This window comes from Sphingopyxis witflariensis (assembly GCF_002205635.1).
Lineage (GTDB): Bacteria > Pseudomonadota > Alphaproteobacteria > Sphingomonadales > Sphingomonadaceae > Sphingopyxis > Sphingopyxis witflariensis.
This window is the reverse complement of the sequence record NZ_NISJ01000007.1, coordinates 132,639-149,298: the sequence shown is the minus strand read 5'-3', so window position 1 is coordinate 149,298 and position 16,660 is coordinate 132,639. Positions and strand designations below refer to the sequence as shown.

Sequence of the window (16,660 nt, the reverse complement as noted above, 5' to 3'; positions counted from 1 at the left end):
CCGCGAAGGCGAGGGCGACGATATTGGCGCTAGCTTAATTGACATCCCCGCGTCCGCCCATGGCGCGGATCATCGGCAGATAATCTTCGGCGGAGATCGAGGTTTCGAACTGTACGCCGGTTTTGCCGGCGAGCGACCAGACGACCTTCGCCGCGATGCGCCCGATGATCGGCATGCGGAAGACGATCAGGTCGCCGATCTCCAACCCGCGTTCGAAGCGCATCAGCAGGCCATCGGCGCTGATGTTGACGCAGGTGCACATTTCCTGTTGCCCGTCGGGCATGACGAAGGGCAGGCGCGCATAAACATCGCTGCGCGGAGCAATTCGCTGGTCGAGGCCGACATAATGGGCCTTGCTGGTATCGATCTTACGCATAGGTCCGGACCTTTAATGGTTTGGCGAAAGGATCGGTTCCATTTCTGAAGAATCAGTAAACGCCTTTGGACGGGTTAGCGAGTCACGAGCCCATGTTTCTTCGCGCCCAGGCTAACCGGAATCGCTGTTTCGGCGGGTAGGATCAGGTGGTGCGGATCGCGGATCACTTCGCCATCGACTTTCACCGCGCCCTCGTCGAGCTTGCGGCGGGCTTCCTTGTTCGACGCGGCAAAGCCAAGCTCGCGCAGCGCGTTCAGGATGCCGATGCCTTCGGCGGGCGCCGCGACTTGCGGCAGGTCGCCGCCGATTTGTCCCTTTTCAAAGGTTTGCGCGGCGGTCTCCGAAGCTATCCGTGCAGCCTCTTCGCCGCGGCACATCGCAGTCGCGGCGTCGGCGAGGATTTTCTTGGCGCTATTGATCTCGGCGCCCTCGAGCGCCTCGAGTCGTGCGATCTCGCCCAGCGGCAGGTCGGTGAACAATTTCAGGAAGCGGCCAACGTCGCGGTCGTCGCAATTGCGCCAGAACTGCCAATAGTCAAAATGGGACAATTGTTCGGGATTAAGCCACACCGCGCCGGCAGCGGTCTTGCCCATTTTTGTCCCCGCAGCGGTGGTGAGCAGCGGAGTCGTCAGGCCAAACAAGGCCGTCCCGTCCATGCGGCGGCCAAGCTCCATTCCGTTGACGATATTGCCCCACTGGTCCGATCCGCCCATTTGCAGGCGCACACCCATCGTCTGCGCCATATGGCGGAAATCATAGCCCTGCAGGATCATGTAGTTGAATTCGAGGAAGGTCATCGGCTGTTCGCGCTCGAGCCGCAGCTTGACCGAATCAAAGGTCATCATGCGGTTGATCGTGAAGTGGGTGCCGACTTCCTGGAGCAGCTGAATGTAACCGAGCTGGCCGAGCCAGTCGGCATTGTTGACCATGATTGCGTCGGTCGGCCCGTCGCCAAAGGTCAGGAACTGTTTGAAGATGCTGAAGATCGACGCGATATTCTGTTCGATCGTCTCATCGGTCAGCATCTTGCGGCTTTCGTCGCGGCCCGTCGGGTCGCCGATCCGCGTCGTCCCGCCACCCATCAAGACGACGGGCTTGTGCCCCGCCTGTTGCAGACGGCGCAGCATCATGATTTGCACCAGGCTGCCGACGTGCAGGCTGGGTGCGGTTGCGTCGAAACCGATATAAGCCGGGATGACCTGCTTCGCGGCGAGGGCATCGAGCCCTTCCGCGTCGGTCATCTGATGGATATAGCCCCTGGTATCGAGGGTGCGCAGCAGGTCGGATTTGTAACTGGTCATAATGGGCGGGCGCTTAGCATGGGGTTTGCGATTTGAATAGCATCCGGGAACCGCTGATCTGCCACCCCGACACCCCGGCGCGGGCGGTCGCAGGCGTGTCGGCCGAGGTTGAATGGTCGTTCGACGATGGTTTTGTGCTGCGCTTCTTCGTCGACGGTGCGATCGACCAGATGGTGCTGCCGTCCGGTGACGGGCAACTCGTCATCGCCGACAGTCCGACCGACGGATTGTGGCAGAGCAGCTGTTTCGAAGCCTTTCTGACCGATGGCGAGGAACCCGACTATACCGAGTTCAACTATGCCCCCGATGGCCGCTGGGCCTGTTACCAGTTCGACGACTATCGCTCGCTGCTGCGGTCCGACGATCTGATGCCGTGGAGCATGACGGTCGAGCGCAGCCCGGCACAATTTATCCTGCGCGTCGAGCCCGGCATCTTTCCCGATACCGGCACGCGGATGGCGCTGTCGGTGGTGATTGAGGAAGTTGACGGCACCAAAAGCTATTGGGCGCTTCGCCATCCGCCCGGGAAGCCCGACTTCCATCATCCCGATTGCTTTACACTCTCGCTTGGGGCACCCGACGCGGCATGACCGTCCAATTTGGCATCGACCGCCTGCTCGCCGACCCCGCGCTTTTGAAGTCGCTGGAGGGCCAGCGCGTCGCGCTGCTCGCGCATCCCGCCTCGGTCACCGCCGACCTGACCCACAGCCTGGACGCGCTGGTTGCGGCGGGGGTAAATGTCACCGCGGTGTTCGGGCCGCAACATGGCGTGCGCGGCGACCTTCAGGACAATATGATGGAGTCGCCCGACTTCAACGACCCGACATATGGCATGCCGGTGTTCAGCCTCTATGGCGAAGTGCGCCGCCCGACCGGCCAGTCGATGCACACATTCGATGTGATCCTGATCGACCTGCAAGACCTTGGCTGCCGCATCTACACCTATGTCACGACCTTGCTCTATATGCTCGAGGCCGCGGCGGCGCATGGCAAGGCGGTGTGGGTGCTCGACCGGCCAAACCCCGCGGGGCGCCCGGTTGAGGGGACGCTGCTGCGCGCGGGCTGGGAAAGCTTTGTCGGCGCAGGACCGATGGTCATGCGTCACGGGCTGACGATGGGTGAGATGGGCGCGTGGTTCATTCGCCATTTCAACCTCGACGTCGATTATCGCGTGATCGAGATGGCGGGATGGAAGCCTGATGCTGCGCCCGGTTACGGCTGGCCGGCGGACCGCGCGTGGGTGAACCCCAGTCCGAATGCCGCCAACGTCAACATGGCCCGCGCCTATGCCGGGACGGTGATGGTCGAAGGCGCGACCTTGAGCGAGGGACGCGGGACGACGCGCCCGCTCGAACTGTTCGGCGCGCCCGACATTGACGCGCGGGGGGTGATCGCCGAAATGCAGCGGCTGGCGCCCGAATGGCTGACGGGATGCAAGCTGCGGGACATCTGGTTCGAGCCGACTTTCCACAAACATGCCGGCAAGCTCAACAGCGGGATCCATATCCACGCCGACGGACCATGGTATGATGATGCGGCGTTCCGACCGTGGCGCGTGCAGGCGCTGGGCTTCAAGGCGATCCGCGCGCTGTATCCCGACTATCCGATCTGGCGCGGCACCGACTTTAAATATGAATATACCGACGATGTGCTGGCGATCGACGTGATCAACGGCGGCCCGATCCTGCGCGAGTGGGTCGATGATGCTGGTGCGGCGCCGGGCGATCTGGATGCGCTGGCGCTGCCCGACGAGGCGGCGTGGCGCGGGGAAATTTCGGATCTGCTGCTTTACTGATCCAGCCCTTTCGGCCGCTGAACGAGGCTGACCAGCACGAAACTGATGATCATCAGCAGATACCAGCTGCCGAGCTTTTCAATGCCGACCATGTGCCAGCCGTCGTTTTGACTCGGATAGGTCCAGGCGCGGGCGAAGGTGCCGATATTTTCGGCGAACCAGATGAACAGTGCGACGAGGCCCCAACCGACGAGCAGCGGCATGCGGCGGTGGGCGTGGAGCGGGCGGAACCATATCTGACAGCGCCAGAAGAGGAGGGCTGTTGCCGCGAACAGGAGCCAGCGGATATCGGGCAGCCAGTGGTGCGCGAAGAAATTGACGTAGATGGCGGCGGCGAGGGCGTAGCTTGTCCAAGCGGGCGGGTAGTCTGTGTAGCGAAAGTCGAAGATGCGCCAGACGCGGGCGATATAGCTGCCGACCGCGGCGTACATGAAGCCCGAGAAGAGCGGCACAGCGCCGATGTGGAGCAGGCTCGCCTCGGGATATTGCCATGATCCGGCTGCGGTCTTGAACAGTTCCATCACCGTGCCGACGATGTGGAAGACCAGGATGACTAGCGCTTCGCGCGGCGTTTCGAGCCGGAAGGCGAGCATGGCGATCTGGATCAGCACCGCGCCGATGGTGAGAGCGTCATAGCGGTGGATCGGCGCATTGTCGGGCCAGAAAAGATGCGTGCCGAGCAACAGCGCGAGCATCAGTCCGCCGAACAGGCACGCCCAGCCTTGCTTGAAGCCGAACACGAGAAATTCGAGGAACCAACCGCGCGGCCCCGGCTTGATCGCCATCGCTTCCAGTCGCGAACGGACGGCGTGAAAACGGCTGTGCCCGCGCTGAATGTCAGACATAGACGGCGACGTAGGCGATAAGGAGAGCGGCGGGGAGCAGCAAGAATTGGGCGAGGATGGTGCCCGCAAGGCGGCTCAGCGAGATGAGGGTGATCGCACGGCGGAAGTCGGCCTCGTCGACTTTGCCCTCCACCGCATCGTCGGTCATCACCGACAGTTGCGGGTCGATGAAGGCAAACAGGAGTATCGTGGCAAAGCCGTTGATCAGCGCCGAAAGCTGCGACGCGGTGACGCGAAACTCGGGGGCGAGATAGCCCGCATAGAGCGACGCGACGACCCCGACGGCGAGCAGCGATTGTGCGAGGCAATTGGCGATGAGGACGCCCCAGCCGATCCCCTTCGGCATGCGCCAGCCGCGCAGATGGGCGAGGCTGGGGAAGCTCAGCGACCGGCGGAATGTGCGGAGCCCGCTCGGGCTGGCGGCCTTGAGCGCAAGCTTCGTCGTCGAACGATTGGTCTGATACCAGCCGATCGCCACTGCGAACATGCGCTGTCCTGTCGGAACGAGCAGGATGCCGACCAGCGTCGCGATGCTCGCCGCGGCGAGGACGAATTGCATGTCGATAAACAGCGAGGCGCCGCTGCCGTCGTGGATGCGCGTCTCGATCCGCTTGGCAAGGAAGGGGCCGAGAAAGCTGTTCGATGTGCGCGAGAAGAGGACGAGGATGTTGAACAGCGCGAAGGACATGGCGATGCGCCGCGTCCGCACCCCCGCGATCCGCGCGGCATAGGCGAGCGCGCCGATCAGGTTGATGAAGCCGGTGAGCAGCAGGATGACGATGAGGGGGAGGTCGATCATGGCGGGCCTGATACAGCCGGATCCGGGATGATCCGTTCGTGTCGAGCGCAGTCGAGATGCCCCGAAGGCATGCACGGCCGATGGGCATCTCGACTGCACTCGATGCGAACGGAATTAGGGGATCGCATCGAAGTCGTCACGGCCTAAATGGGCCGCAGTACCGTCAATGTTTCCGCGTCAGCTCGCGCATCGCATCGTCGAGCCCCGACAGGCTGAGCGGATACATGCGGTCGTTCATCAGCTGTTTGATCAGCTTTACCGACTGGGTGTAGCCCCAATGCGCTTCGGGCACCGGGTTCAACCACACTGCGGCGGGATAGACATGGGTGATCCGCTGGAGCCAGACTGCGCCCGATTCCTCGTTGAAATGTTCGACGCTGCCGCCCGGATGGGTGATTTCATAGGCGCTCATCGACGCGTCGCCGACGAAGATCACCTTATAATCATGGCCATATTTGTGGAGGATATCCCACATCTGATGGCGTTCGGACCAGCGGCGCTTATTGTCCTTCCACACGCCTTCATAGGGGCAGTTGTGGAAATAGAAGAATTCCAGATTCTTGAATTCGGTTGTCGCGGCGCTGAACAATTCCTCGCACAGCTTGATGAACGGGTCCATCGACCCACCCACATCGAGGAACAGAAGCAGCTTGACCGCGTTGCGGCGCTCGGGGCGCATCTTGATGTCGAGCCAGCCCTGCCGCGCGGTGCCGTCGATCGTGCCCGGAATATCGAGCTCGTCGGCCGCGCCCTCGCGCGCAAATTTGCGCAGGCGGCGGAGCGCAATCTTGATGTTACGGGTGCCGAGTTCCTTGGTGTTGTCGAGATTGGCGAACTCGCGCTTTTCCCAGACCTTGAGCGCGCGCTTATGCTTGCTCTCGCCGCCAATCCGGACGCCCTCCGGGTTGTAGCCCGAATTGCCGAACGGGCTGGTGCCGCCGGTGCCGATCCATTTGTTGCCGCCCTGATGGCGCTTTTGCTGTTCCTCGAGCCGCTCCTTCAGCGTCTCCATGATCTTGTCCCAGTCGCCCAAGGATTTGATCGCCTCCATCTCCTCGGCCGACAGATATTTTTCGGCGACGGCCTTCAGCCATTCTTCGGGAATGTCGACGGGGTTCTGGCCATAATCGGTGAGCAGGCCCTTGAATACCTTGTTGAACACCTGATCGAAGCGATCGAGCAGGCCCTCGTCCTTCACATAGATCGCGCGGCTGAGGTAATAGAATTGCTCGGGGCTGCGATCGATCACTTCGCGGTCGAGCGCTTCGAGGAGCATAAGATGCTCTTTCAGGCTGGCAGGGATGCCCGCAGCGCGGAGTTCGTCGAGAAAGCCAAAAAGCATGGGACAGGATTATCCTGTCGGGGCGACGGGTGCAACCGCTTTACGTAAACGGAAAGCGCGCGACGCGGTCGATCGAAAAAGGGCTGAAAACTGCGCAACTTCATTCGTGAATCGCGTTGGTACATCGGCCGCGAGATCGATTGCGAGGTCGCGTCTGCGTATTAGAGAGGCAAATGATACGGACGCGAAGCCGAAAAATGTCTCCTTTGTCGCTTTAGACGGCGTTGCGGGGGAGGTGCCATCGCGGCGCTCGACGGGCATGGCTGTTCGGGTCATTCGACAAGATAGATCATGGCGGGGTTTTGTAGGAAAGCTGTTTTGATGGGTGGTGCCGTTACGGACCAACGCTTGAATGGCAGGAATCGACCCGTTAGCGGACGCTGACGTCGACTGGGAAATCCCTCACTTCCAAGGTTAGCGGGCCAAATGATGCGTCTTGAGGGTTCAAATACTCCATCGACAGCCGACCAGTATTTGCCTCGCGCCAAATCGCACGACAGCGCGACCCGGAAAACCACTTCGTTATATGAGTGCCCTCATCGGGTATGACGCACACACGCCCACCTTTGATCGACCATCGTCCCGAAAAATTGACGGGCCCACGTCCAAGATGCGTTCCTGTCCAGACGCCGTTTGCTTGGAAACCTTCCCATATTTCTGTGTCGGCCCATCCCGGCAACGAATAACCAACAAGCTTATCCGACAACAGAGCACGAACCGCAGAGGGTTCCGTCAGTTGCTGCGGCGCAGGGGGCTGCGCCAACGCCGGTTCAACGGTGGTCGTCCAAGAAAATGTTAGCGCCATCAACAATGTGTGTGATTTCATGACCGTTCCCGAACCGACGAACATCGTTGCTGACCACTCGATGCAGCGATTTCCAACAATTATGACGCGTGCAACGTTAACGGCAGCTTTCCACCCCCAGTCGGACGTCCCTCTTTTGCGTCGCCCCGGAACTTGATCCGAGATCCATGACCGCCCTGGACCCCGGATCAAGTTCCGGGTGACGAAGGAGTGTGGATCGTGGCGGTTTCCTCTCCAATCGACCTCCTCCGTGCCAGCATCGCCATCCCATCCATTGACCCCGTATTAACCAATATCCGGCATGACCCGTCGATGGATTTTACCGTGGGTGGCGCAATGAAATATGATCCGATCGATCCGGCGGGGCCGATACTCGACCAGTCTGTGGCGAGCGACTGCGGCGAACTGGCCGTCGGTTGCAGCGATGCGGCGGGGCGGATCAAGCGCGCGACCGACCAGATGGACCGCCAGATCGGTGATCTCGTCCGGCTGGAGGATTATGTCGTCAGCCTCGAGGCCGACCAGCGCCAGATCGCCGATTCGACCGACGAAGCGAAACTGCTGTCGGCGCGGGCTTGCGAACAGCTCGATACCGGCGCCGAGCGCGTCAACGCCGCGGTCACCGAATTCCGTTCGGTGATCGATCTTGTCGCGCGGCTCGGCCAGCATGTGACCAATTTTGCCGCAGTTATGGAACAGGTACAGCAGGTCAGCCAGTCGATCGAGCAGATCGCCAAGACCACGAACATGCTCGCATTGAACGCAGCAATCGAGGCCGAACGCGCCGGCGATGCCGGACGCACGTTCGCGGTTGTCGCTGCCGAGGTGAAGAAACTCGCGCAGAATACGCGCGGCGCCACCGACGAAATCCGCCGCAGCATCGGCAGCCTCGCGGCCGAAGCGAGCGGGCTGGTCACTGAAATTCAGTCGGGGGTCGAGCAGTCGAGCCGCGCCGAGGCGCAGTTCGAAACGATCACCGACGCGCTGCACGATGCGACGCATCTCGTCGCCTTGCTCGATGATCAGAGCGACCGGATCGCGCAATCGAGCGCGATGGTGCACGCCAACGGCGCGAAGGTGCGCGAGGCACTTGACCGCGTCGTCGGATCGGTGCGCGACAATAGTGCGACCCTCGGCGGGACGCGCGACAGCATCGTGTCGATGGAGCATGTGTCGAGCCGCATGTTCAACGCAGTGATCTCGGCGGGCGTATCGCCGCGCGATTCGGCGATTGTCGATCTCGCGGCGCGGGTGCGCGACGAGTTTGTCGCGCTGGCCGAGCGCGCGCTCGACCGGAGCGAGCTGACGATGGAGCAGCTTTTCGACACCAATTATGTCCGCGTCCCGGGGTCGAACCCCGAACGTTTCCGCACGACGCTGTGCGACTGGGCCGACGCGAACTGGCGACCGCTGTTCGACCGGATCGTCGCGGAGCATCCCGAGATTAAAATGTCGTCGGCGGGCGACATGAACGGCTTTCTGCCGACGCATATCTCGGCATGTTCGCGCGCGCCGACGGGGGAGCTCGAGCATGACACCGCGCACTGCCGGAATGGCCGCATCCTCTATGACGATACCGACGCAGCGGCGAAACACAGCACCGCGCCCTTTTTCATGACGGTCTATCGCCAGGAAGGCGACGGCATCCATTATGTGACGGTGCGCAACGTCTATATGCCCGCGACGATCGGCGGACGGCGTTGGGGCGATGTTGAGGTGGCGTACCAGCTGTAAGTTTTGATCCTCCCTGGGGCGCAGGCATGGGGAGGGACCGTCTGGTGGAGGGGTATGCGCCACAGCCCCTCCGTCAGCGTTTCGCGCTGCCACCTCCCCATCGCTTCGCGACAGGGAGGATTATGTCGTCAGTTGCCCTGGCGGCGGGCCATGAAGGCGAGCTTTTCGAACAGCATTACGTCCTGCTCATTCTTGAGCAACGCGCCGTGGAGCGGGGGGATCGCTTTGCCGACGTCGCGGTTCTGGAGGACTTCGAGCGGCATGTCTTCGTTGAGCAGGAGTTTCAGCCAGTCGATCAGCTCGCTGGTCGAGGGTTTTTTCTTGAGCCCCGGGACGTCGCGGACTTCGTAGAAAATGTCCATCGCGCGGCTGACCAGCGTTTTCTGGATACCGGGGAAATGGACTTCGACGATATCGGCCATCGTGTCGCGGTCGGGGAATTTGATATAGTGGAAGAAGCAGCGGCGCAGGAAGGCGTCGGGCAGTTCCTTTTCATTGTTCGAGGTGATGACGACGATCGGGCGTTCCTTCGCGGTCACCGTCTCGTCGGTTTCATAGACATGGAAGGCCATGCGATCGAGTTCCTGAAGCAGATCGTTCGGGAATTCGATATCGGCCTTGTCGATCTCGTCGATCAGCAGGACGGGCAGCTTGGGGGCGGTGAACGCCTCCCACAATTTGCCCTTGCGGATATAGTTGGCGATGTCGTGGACCCGCTCTTCGCCGAGCTGGCCGTCGCGCAGGCGCGCGACCGCGTCATATTCATACAGGCCCTGCTGCGCCTTGGTGGTCGACTTGATGTTCCAGGTGATCAGCGGTGCGTCGAACGCCTTGGAAATTTCCTCGGCCAGCACGGTCTTTCCGGTGCCGGGTTCGCCCTTCACCAGCAGCGGGCGGCGCAGCATCGTCGCGGCGTTGACCGCGACCTTCAGGTCGTCGGTGGCGATATAGGCGCTGGTACCTTCGAAACGCATGGCTGCTCAGCCTTTCCCTTAACGTGAACGTCAACTGGGATTTGCATAGCGAGGGGAGGGGGAGGGTGCAAGCGTGGGGGTACAACCATGATCATCCCCATCGCTTCGCGACAGGGAGGATCTAGCTTCAGGAAATCGCGCGGCTTGCCGCTCGCGCCGCCATCAGGTCCCACAGGCCGCTGTGCTGGGCGATCAGCTGCTGTGCGCCGAATGTCATCGCGCGTTCGACCGCGGCGCTGTCGGCGATGGTGCCGGCGAGCCGCGCGGTGTCGCGCAGGTCGGGGAGCGTGCACGTGGGCACGGCCATGTCGAGCCGCTGGGCGCTGATGTCGAGAAGGACGCGGATCGTGCGCCAGTCGAGCGTCAGCGCGATTGCGGCGCCGATCGCGCAGCCGTGGCGATCCGATTCGGCGAGCATGTCGAGCGCGCGGCGCTGTGCCGCGACCGCGGCCTCGCACTGCGCCTGGCCCTGGGTGCTGGGCATCGGGCCGACCGCCGATGCGATTTTCGTCAGGAAGGCGCGCTCTTCGGCAAAGGCTTCAGCGGCTTCGTCGAGCCATGGGCGCGACGCGGGATCGACCGCTTTTCGGGCGGCGCTGTCGATCACGCCGGGATGGCGGCCGTGGAGCAGGCAGAGGAAATGGACGGCATCGGCGAGATTGCGCATCGCCTCTGCACCGCTCGACAGGGCGCCCGAGCGGACATGAGGGTGCGCGCCGGTGCCACTGCTGGCGACCAGCGCATCGAGCATTTCCGCGGCACTGCGCGTTTGCGGTCTGGGCTGGATCGACTGGTTCAACGCTTCATCCTCGCCTGCGGCTGCGGGACGGGCCCGCGCCGGTGAATTCAGCGATCAGCGATAGAGCAACGTTGTAAACGACGTGTTTATACGCGGCGGAAGAATCGATGAACCGTTGTTCCAGCGCGGGACGTTGACGCAAAACGACCGGCAAGCCCGGGGAAGCTGGCCGGTCGCTTCATGGCGCCGGTGGGGCACCATGAGGGCGGGGAGGGCCGGCCGGGGGAGAGTGCGGCTGGCCGGATTCCCCTGTTAAGCTGCGAGCGCGAATTCTTCGGCCTGGTGGGCGGCGGGCTCGGCTTCCACCGAGGCGGACGGAGTGGCCGCCGGGGCCGGGAAGAGCAGGCGCGATGCGAGCACGATGGCGCCGAGACCGAAATAGGCGGCGAAGGTCTGCACCGGGAAGAAGAAGAGCGGCGCAATCAACGCGAGGCGGAGCCACAGCGGGTTGAAGCCGAAATCCTGGCCCACGGCCTCGCAAATGCCAAAGAAGGTATCGCGGCGCTGGAAGAGGTTGGTGGTATCATTGTCCATTGTCTCGTCTTTCCCTTTGGCTGCGGACACGCGTCCGTGCGGATGCCATGTGCATCGCAAAGGCCGTGCCAATTTGTGCAGTCCCCAATTTTCCGGGCTTTTTGGGTCAGTCGATCGCCACTGCCTGCCCTGAGCTGTGGATCGTTTCCCATCAAGTGGGATTGGTTGCCATTTGATGGGTAGCGCCTGAACCGTTGATGAAGCGCCGCCTTCGTCTGACGATCCGCTATCTGGTGTGCAAATATGAAGATTTAAAGATGAACGCACGAAGTAATTGTGCGGTGCAGCATTTTAGCAACAGTTTGTTACTGCGCATAAAATAAAACACCCCGCCGGTGAGGGCGGGGTGTTTGATGTTCGGAAGGGGCCGAAGGCTTACTGGTCGAGGAAGCTGCGCATCTTGCGGCTGCGTGACGGGTGCTTCAGCTTGCGGAGCGCCTTCGCCTCGATCTGGCGGATGCGTTCGCGGGTCACGCTGAACTGCTGGCCCACCTCTTCGAGGGTGTGGTCGGTGTTCATCCCGATGCCGAAGCGCATGCGCAGCACGCGCTCCTCGCGCGGGGTAAGCGACGCCAGGACGCGGGTCACTGTTTCCTTGAGGTTCGACTGCACAGCGGCGTCGACCGGGATGACGGCGTTCTTGTCCTCGATGAAATCGCCGAGGTGGCTGTCTTCCTCGTCGCCGATCGGCGTTTCGAGGCTGATCGGCTCCTTGGCGATCTTCATCACCTTGCGGACCTTTTCGAGCGGCATCGACAGACGCTCGGCCATTTCCTCCGGGGTCGGCTCGCGGCCGCTTTCGTGGAGGAACTGGCGGCTGCAACGGACCAGCTTGTTGATCGTCTCGATCATATGCACCGGAATACGGATGGTGCGCGCCTGATCGGCGATCGAGCGGGTGATCGCCTGACGGATCCACCAGGTCGCATAGGTGCTGAACTTGTAACCACGGCGATATTCGAACTTGTCGACCGCCTTCATCAGGCCGATATTGCCTTCCTGAATGAGGTCGAGGAACTGCAGGCCGCGGTTCGTGTATTTCTTGGCGATCGAGATCACGAGGCGCAGGTTGGCCTCGACCATTTCCTTCTTGGCGATACGCGCTTCGCGCTCGCCCTTCTGGACCATGTTCACGACGCGGCGGAATTCGGTCAGGCTCATGCCAGCGGCTTGTGCGATTTCCGAAATCTCGATGCGGATGCGGTCGACGGCGCCGGCTTCATTCTCGGCGAAGGCGGCCCATTTCTTGTCGATCGACTTGACGCCGTCGATCCAGTTTTCTTCCAGTTCGCGCCCGACATAATTGTCGAGGAACGACTTGCGCGGCACTTTGTGGCGCTCAGCCAGGCGCAGCATCTGGCCGCCGAGAGCGGTCAGGCGGCGGTTATAGCTGTAGAGCTGATCGACCAGATATTCGATCTTGGTGTTGTGGAACTGTACGTTTTCGACCTGCGTGGTGAGTTCCTCACGCAGCTTGTGGTACTTTTTTTCCGACGCGGCGGGGAATTCGCCGCCCGACGACAGGGCTTCGAGGCGCGCGTCCTGAAGCTTGGAGAAGGCCTTGAAGCTTTTGGTGATGTTGGCGAATTTCTCGAGCGCTTCGGGCTTGAGCAATTCTTCCATCGCCGCGAGGCTCAGGGTGTTGTCTTCTTCTTCCTCTTCGAAATTCTCGCGCTTCTTTGCGCCTTCGCCGTCCTCGTCGTCGCCATCGGCTTCGGGTTCGTCCTCGACCTCATCTTCGTCCTTGAACGAGACGCCGGCGGTCTTTTCGCTGATCTCGCCATTATCTTCTTCGGCGGCCTCAAGGCTTTCGGGCGCCGGATCCTTGACGAGCATGGCCTCGAGATCGACGATCTCGCGCAGCTGCATGTCGCCATTGTTGAGCGCGTTCGACCATTCGATGATCGCGTTGAAGGTCAGCGGGCTTTCGCACAGCCCGAGGATCATCGTGTCGCGGCCGGCTTCGATGCGCTTCGCGATCGCAATTTCGCCTTCGCGGCTGAGCAGCTCGACCGCGCCCATTTCGCGCAGATACATGCGCACAGGGTCGTCGGTGCGGTCGACGACTTCCTTTTTCTTTTCGATCGCGGGGTTCGACACCGAACCGGTGCCGGCGCTGACGTCGACTTCATCGTCGGTCTCGGCGTCGGCCTCTTCCTGCACATCTTCGTCGCTCTCGACGATGTTGATGCCCATGTCGGAGATCGCGGACATGATGTCCTCGATCTGCTCGGACGACATCTGGTCCTGCGGCAGCGCCGCATTCAGCTCGTCATAGGTCAGGTAGCCGCGCTTTTTGCCGCGCGCGATCAGTTTTTTGACGTCGGCCTCGTTGAGATCGATCAGCGGGCTGTCGGCATCGACCTCAACGTCGGTATCGGTATCGGCTTCTTGCTTGCTTGCCATGTAATATTCCTGCCTCGGGGCGAATTAGGTGGGTCAGCTCTGGCTGCTGTCGGACAGCGCGGCCAGGCGGCGGGTCAAATCCTCGTCCATCGCGCGCAGTTTTTGCTGTCGCGCCAGGCCTTCGTCATCCATCGTGCGCTGAAAATCCGCGGTGGCTTCGGCCAACCGGGCGCGGATTTCGGGCTGGGTCACCAGCACGCCGATATATTCATCCAGATCGCGAAGCGCCGTTTCCCGCGCCGCTGCGACCTCGTCATTGCTTTCCAGCCTGCGATTGAACGAGAAGTGCATTCCGTCGGCTCTGAGCAATGTCATCGCCCTATTATACACTTTCATTGGCTCCAATATGGCAAGCAACCCCTCGCAATCAAGCCCTTCCTGACGCATTGCGATGTCAAGCATTATGCCGAGCAGTTCGGCGTCGCCGGAATCGGGCATCGGCAGCCGCGTCAGCACCTCCTCATTGCGCCGTAACGCCTCGGGAAAGCGTAACAATCCGCCGAGCAGCGATGCCGCATATGGTGCCGCAATTCCTTCCTGTCCGATCATACGCGTTTCGTCGCCGGGAGGTTGCAGGCGCGGGTCGGGACCGAAACGGCGATTGCCGCCGCCCCCGCGCGGCGGGTTCGGCGTCCATGGCTGACGCTGGGGGCGCTCGGGTTGTTTGCGGGCGAACAGGCCGTCGATTCGCTCGCGGAACGCCTCGCGATAATGGTGGCGGACGTCGGGATCCTCGACTGCATCGGCGTGGGCTAGCAGCCGGGTCTTGAGCGCGGCGCGTTCTTCGGGCGTGGCGAGCGACCCCGCCGCGACCTCATGCGCCCACAGGCGCTCGACCAACGGCTGGGCGTCGTCGAGCAGCGTGGTGAAGCCGTCGGCGCCGCGGGCGCGAACGATATCGTCGGGATCCTGTCCGGGGGGCAGGGTGGCGAAGGCGAGGCTGAAGCCCGGGCGGAGGAGGGGCAGCGCGCGCATCGCGGCGCGCATCGCGGCTTTCTGTCCCGCCGCGTCGCCATCGAAGCAGAGGACGGGCACCGGTACCATCCGCCAGATCAAGCCAAGCTGCGCCTCGGTCAGCGCGGTGCCGAGCGGCGCGACCGCATCGGCGATCCCCGCCTCGGCGAGCGCGATGACGTCCATATAGCCTTCGACGACGATAATCCGGTTCGTCTGCCGCGAGGCGGGCGACGCCTTGTCGAGGTTGTAGAGGACACGGCCCTTGTCGAAGAGCGGCGTGTCGGGCGAGTTCAGATATTTGGGCTCGCCGTCGCCCAAAATGCGCCCGCCGAATGCGATCACCCGGCCGCGCGCGTCGCGGATCGGGATCATCAGGCGGCCGCGGAAACGATCGTAAGGCTCCTTGCCCTCGACCGCGATCAACATGCCCGATTCGACGAGCATTGCGGTCGGGAATTTCTTGAGCGCTTCCTTCAGCGCGCTGCGGCTGTCGGGGGCGAGGCCGAAGCCAAAGGCGCGGCGTGTCGGCTCCGAAATGCCGCGCTTGACCAGATATGCGCGGGCCGGGGCGCCATTGCTGCTGTCGAGCTGCTGCGTGAACCAGTCAGCGGCGCCTTGCACGACATCGCGCAGGCTTGCCGCCTCTTCGGCCTTTTTCGCGGCGCGGGGGTCGGCGGCGGGGACTTCCATTCCGGCTTCGGCGGCGAGTTCCTTGACCGCGTCCATGAACGACAGGCCGCGCTGGTCGGTCATCCAACGGATCGCGTCGCCATGCGCCGAGCAGCCGAAGCAGTGGTAGAAGCCCTTTTCGTCGTTGATCGTGAAGCTGGGCGTCTTTTCGTTATGGAAGGGGCAGCAGGCTTTGAATTCGCGGCCGGCGCGCGTGACCTTCACCGTGCGGCCGATGAGGGTCGACAGCGTGACGCGCGAGCGCAGTTCGTCCAGCCATTGCGGGGTGAGGGTCAAAGATTCCCCTCCCGCTTGCGGGAGGGGCTAGGGGAGGGCATGTCTGAAAGCACACGCTCGATCTCGCTCACGACGCCGTCCATCCGTTCCAACACGTCATTGTTCCAGAAGCGGATCACCCGATACCCTCGTGATTGCAGATAGGCGGTGCGCGCCTCGTCTTTTTCTACACCAATGGCGTGCTGGCTGCCATCGACTTCGATGACGAGCTTGGCTGTTCGCGAGACGAAATCGCAGATGAAGGGGCCAATCGGGAATTGGCGATTGAAGCGGACGCCTGCAATTTTTCGGGCGCTCAATTGCGCCCAAAGCGCACGCTCTGCCGGGGTGGAATTGTTGCGCAATTCGCGGGAGCGCATTGTTGGTCGTTTGTAGCCCTTGTCCAACAGGCCCTCCCCCGACCCCTCCCGCAAGCGGGAGGGGAGAATTAAGATCGCGACCGTCGGTCCCCCTCCCATTTTATGGGAGAGGTTAGGGGAGGGCATGTCTCAGGAGAGCGCCGCCTTCACCCAACCACTCGCCTTGCTCATATCCAGCTCGGACCCGTGGCGGTCCTTCACCGCGGCCATAACCTTGCCCATATCCTTCAGGCTCGTCGCGCCGAGTTCGGTCGCGATTGCCTTGATCGCCGCCTGCGCTTCGTCGTCGCTCAGCTGTGCGGGCAGGAAATCCTCGATCACGACGACTTCGGACGCCTCGATATCGGCGAGTTCCTGGCGGCCGCCCTGTTCGTACATGGCGATCGACTCGCGGCGCTGTTTGACCATCTTTTGCAAGACGTCGGTGACCATGACATTGTCGTCGGCCGGCGCGGTGCCGGTGCGCAGTTCAATGTCCTTGTCCTTGATCTTGGCCAGCATCAGCCGGATGGTGCCGAGCCGCGCCTTGTCGCCGGCCTTCATGGCGGCAACCTGCGCAGCCTTGATGTCGTCACGAATCATGCGTGTCCCCATGTGCTGCAAATTTCGGAAAGGCCCTCTCTAGCGGCAAGATTCCAAATCGGATAGCTTGTGAATCATTTTTTTGA

15 protein-coding genes are annotated in these 16,660 nt (G+C 62.1%); 3 read left to right on the top strand and 12 right to left on the bottom strand.

Features of this window, described 5'->3' with window-relative positions:
* Window positions 1–34: 34 nt before the first annotated feature.
* Both CDQ91_RS13810 and tyrS read right to left on the bottom strand, forming a co-directional pair.
* Window positions 35–376 carry a PilZ domain-containing protein gene (locus CDQ91_RS13810; protein WP_088473308.1) on the bottom strand — a complete coding sequence of 114 codons (342 nt, stop codon included), beginning with the start codon at window positions 374–376 and terminating at the stop codon, window positions 35–37.
* A 74-nt stretch (window positions 377–450) separates the two neighbouring features.
* Window positions 451–1,677, bottom strand: a complete 1,227-nt coding sequence (tyrS, locus tag CDQ91_RS13805) for a tyrosine--tRNA ligase (protein WP_088473307.1) — start codon at window positions 1,675–1,677, stop codon at window positions 451–453.
* 32 nt (window positions 1,678–1,709) lie between these two features.
* Here tyrS and CDQ91_RS13800 point away from each other — a divergent pair, with 32 nt between their 5' ends.
* Window positions 1,710–2,267, top strand: coding sequence for a DOMON-like domain-containing protein (locus CDQ91_RS13800; RefSeq protein WP_088473306.1), 558 nt, complete (start codon window positions 1,710–1,712; stop codon window positions 2,265–2,267).
* The gene (locus CDQ91_RS13795; RefSeq protein ID WP_088473305.1) at window positions 2,264–3,472 is read left to right on the top strand and encodes an exo-beta-N-acetylmuramidase NamZ family protein; all 1,209 of its coding nucleotides are present in this window, start codon (window positions 2,264–2,266) and stop codon (window positions 3,470–3,472) included. The genes CDQ91_RS13800 and CDQ91_RS13795 overlap by 4 nt, the downstream gene beginning before the upstream one ends.
* Here the strand turns inward: CDQ91_RS13795 and CDQ91_RS13790 are convergent.
* The 3 genes from CDQ91_RS13790 to CDQ91_RS13780 form a co-directional block, all read right to left on the bottom strand.
* A complete protein-coding gene (locus CDQ91_RS13790; protein WP_088473304.1) occupies window positions 3,466–4,317 on the bottom strand; it encodes a DUF817 domain-containing protein in 852 nt (283 codons plus the stop codon). The two genes, CDQ91_RS13795 and CDQ91_RS13790, sit on opposite strands and share 7 nt — an antisense overlap.
* Entirely contained in the window at window positions 4,310–5,116 is an 807-nt protein-coding gene (locus CDQ91_RS13785; RefSeq protein ID WP_088473303.1) for a lipid II flippase Amj family protein, read from the bottom strand. The genes CDQ91_RS13790 and CDQ91_RS13785 overlap by 8 nt, the downstream gene beginning before the upstream one ends.
* Before the next feature lie 163 nt (window positions 5,117–5,279).
* Window positions 5,280–6,458 (bottom strand): vWA domain-containing protein, encoded by a 1,179-nt coding sequence (locus CDQ91_RS13780; RefSeq protein WP_088473302.1) that lies wholly within the window; start codon window positions 6,456–6,458, stop codon window positions 5,280–5,282.
* 1,117 nt (window positions 6,459–7,575) lie between these two features.
* Between CDQ91_RS13780 and CDQ91_RS13775 the strand changes: the two genes are divergently transcribed.
* Window positions 7,576–8,997 (top strand): methyl-accepting chemotaxis protein, encoded by a 1,422-nt coding sequence (locus CDQ91_RS13775; RefSeq protein WP_237245985.1) that lies wholly within the window; start codon window positions 7,576–7,578, stop codon window positions 8,995–8,997.
* A 128-nt stretch (window positions 8,998–9,125) separates the two neighbouring features.
* Here the strand turns inward: CDQ91_RS13775 and CDQ91_RS13770 are convergent, their stop codons facing one another.
* From CDQ91_RS13770 to CDQ91_RS13740, 7 genes are all read right to left on the bottom strand, one after another.
* Window positions 9,126–9,971: an AAA family ATPase gene (locus CDQ91_RS13770; protein ID WP_088473301.1), complete on the bottom strand. Its 846-nt coding sequence runs from the start codon at window positions 9,969–9,971 to the stop codon at window positions 9,126–9,128.
* Between the two features lie 127 nt (window positions 9,972–10,098).
* On the bottom strand, window positions 10,099–10,770 hold the full coding sequence (locus CDQ91_RS13765) for a DUF6975 family protein (RefSeq protein WP_237245984.1): 672 nt from the start codon (window positions 10,768–10,770) through the stop codon (window positions 10,099–10,101).
* A 252-nt stretch (window positions 10,771–11,022) separates the two neighbouring features.
* Entirely contained in the window at window positions 11,023–11,304 is a 282-nt protein-coding gene (locus tag CDQ91_RS13760) for a PspC domain-containing protein (RefSeq protein WP_088473299.1), read from the bottom strand.
* Window positions 11,305–11,679: 375 nt separating this feature from the next.
* Window positions 11,680–13,710: an RNA polymerase sigma factor RpoD gene (rpoD, locus tag CDQ91_RS13755; RefSeq protein ID WP_088473298.1), complete on the bottom strand. Its 2,031-nt coding sequence runs from the start codon at window positions 13,708–13,710 to the stop codon at window positions 11,680–11,682.
* Window positions 13,711–13,743: 33 nt separating this feature from the next.
* Window positions 13,744–15,633, bottom strand: coding sequence for a DNA primase (gene dnaG / locus CDQ91_RS13750; protein ID WP_088473297.1), 1,890 nt, complete (start codon window positions 15,631–15,633; stop codon window positions 13,744–13,746).
* Window positions 15,630–16,019: an endonuclease domain-containing protein gene (locus tag CDQ91_RS13745; protein WP_088473377.1), complete on the bottom strand. Its 390-nt coding sequence runs from the start codon at window positions 16,017–16,019 to the stop codon at window positions 15,630–15,632. The genes dnaG and CDQ91_RS13745 overlap by 4 nt, the downstream gene beginning before the upstream one ends.
* A gap of 102 nt (window positions 16,020–16,121) precedes the next feature.
* On the bottom strand, window positions 16,122–16,574 hold the full coding sequence (locus CDQ91_RS13740; protein ID WP_088473296.1) for a GatB/YqeY domain-containing protein: 453 nt from the start codon (window positions 16,572–16,574) through the stop codon (window positions 16,122–16,124).
* Between the last annotated feature and the right edge of the window lie 86 nt (window positions 16,575–16,660).

Coding starts and splice junctions, on each gene's coding strand:
- CDQ91_RS13810 (WP_088473308.1), bottom strand. CDS start 376: ATGCGTAAGATCGATACCAGCAAGGCCCATTATGTCGGCCTCGACCAG.
- rpoD (WP_088473298.1), bottom strand. CDS start 13,710: ATGGCAAGCAAGCAAGAAGCCGATACCGATACCGACGTTGAGGTCGAT.
- CDQ91_RS13770 (WP_088473301.1), bottom strand. CDS start 9,971: ATGCGTTTCGAAGGTACCAGCGCCTATATCGCCACCGACGACCTGAAG.
- tyrS (WP_088473307.1), bottom strand. CDS start 1,677: ATGACCAGTTACAAATCCGACCTGCTGCGCACCCTCGATACCAGGGGC.
- CDQ91_RS13785 (WP_088473303.1), bottom strand. CDS start 5,116: ATGATCGACCTCCCCCTCATCGTCATCCTGCTGCTCACCGGCTTCATC.
- CDQ91_RS13795 (WP_088473305.1), top strand. CDS start 2,264: ATGACCGTCCAATTTGGCATCGACCGCCTGCTCGCCGACCCCGCGCTT.
- CDQ91_RS13760 (WP_088473299.1), bottom strand. CDS start 11,304: ATGGACAATGATACCACCAACCTCTTCCAGCGCCGCGATACCTTCTTT.
- CDQ91_RS13790 (WP_088473304.1), bottom strand. CDS start 4,317: ATGTCTGACATTCAGCGCGGGCACAGCCGTTTTCACGCCGTCCGTTCG.
- CDQ91_RS13780 (WP_088473302.1), bottom strand. CDS start 6,458: ATGCTTTTTGGCTTTCTCGACGAACTCCGCGCTGCGGGCATCCCTGCC.
- CDQ91_RS13775 (WP_237245985.1), top strand. CDS start 7,576: ATGGATTTTACCGTGGGTGGCGCAATGAAATATGATCCGATCGATCCG.
- CDQ91_RS13740 (WP_088473296.1), bottom strand. CDS start 16,574: ATGATTCGTGACGACATCAAGGCTGCGCAGGTTGCCGCCATGAAGGCC.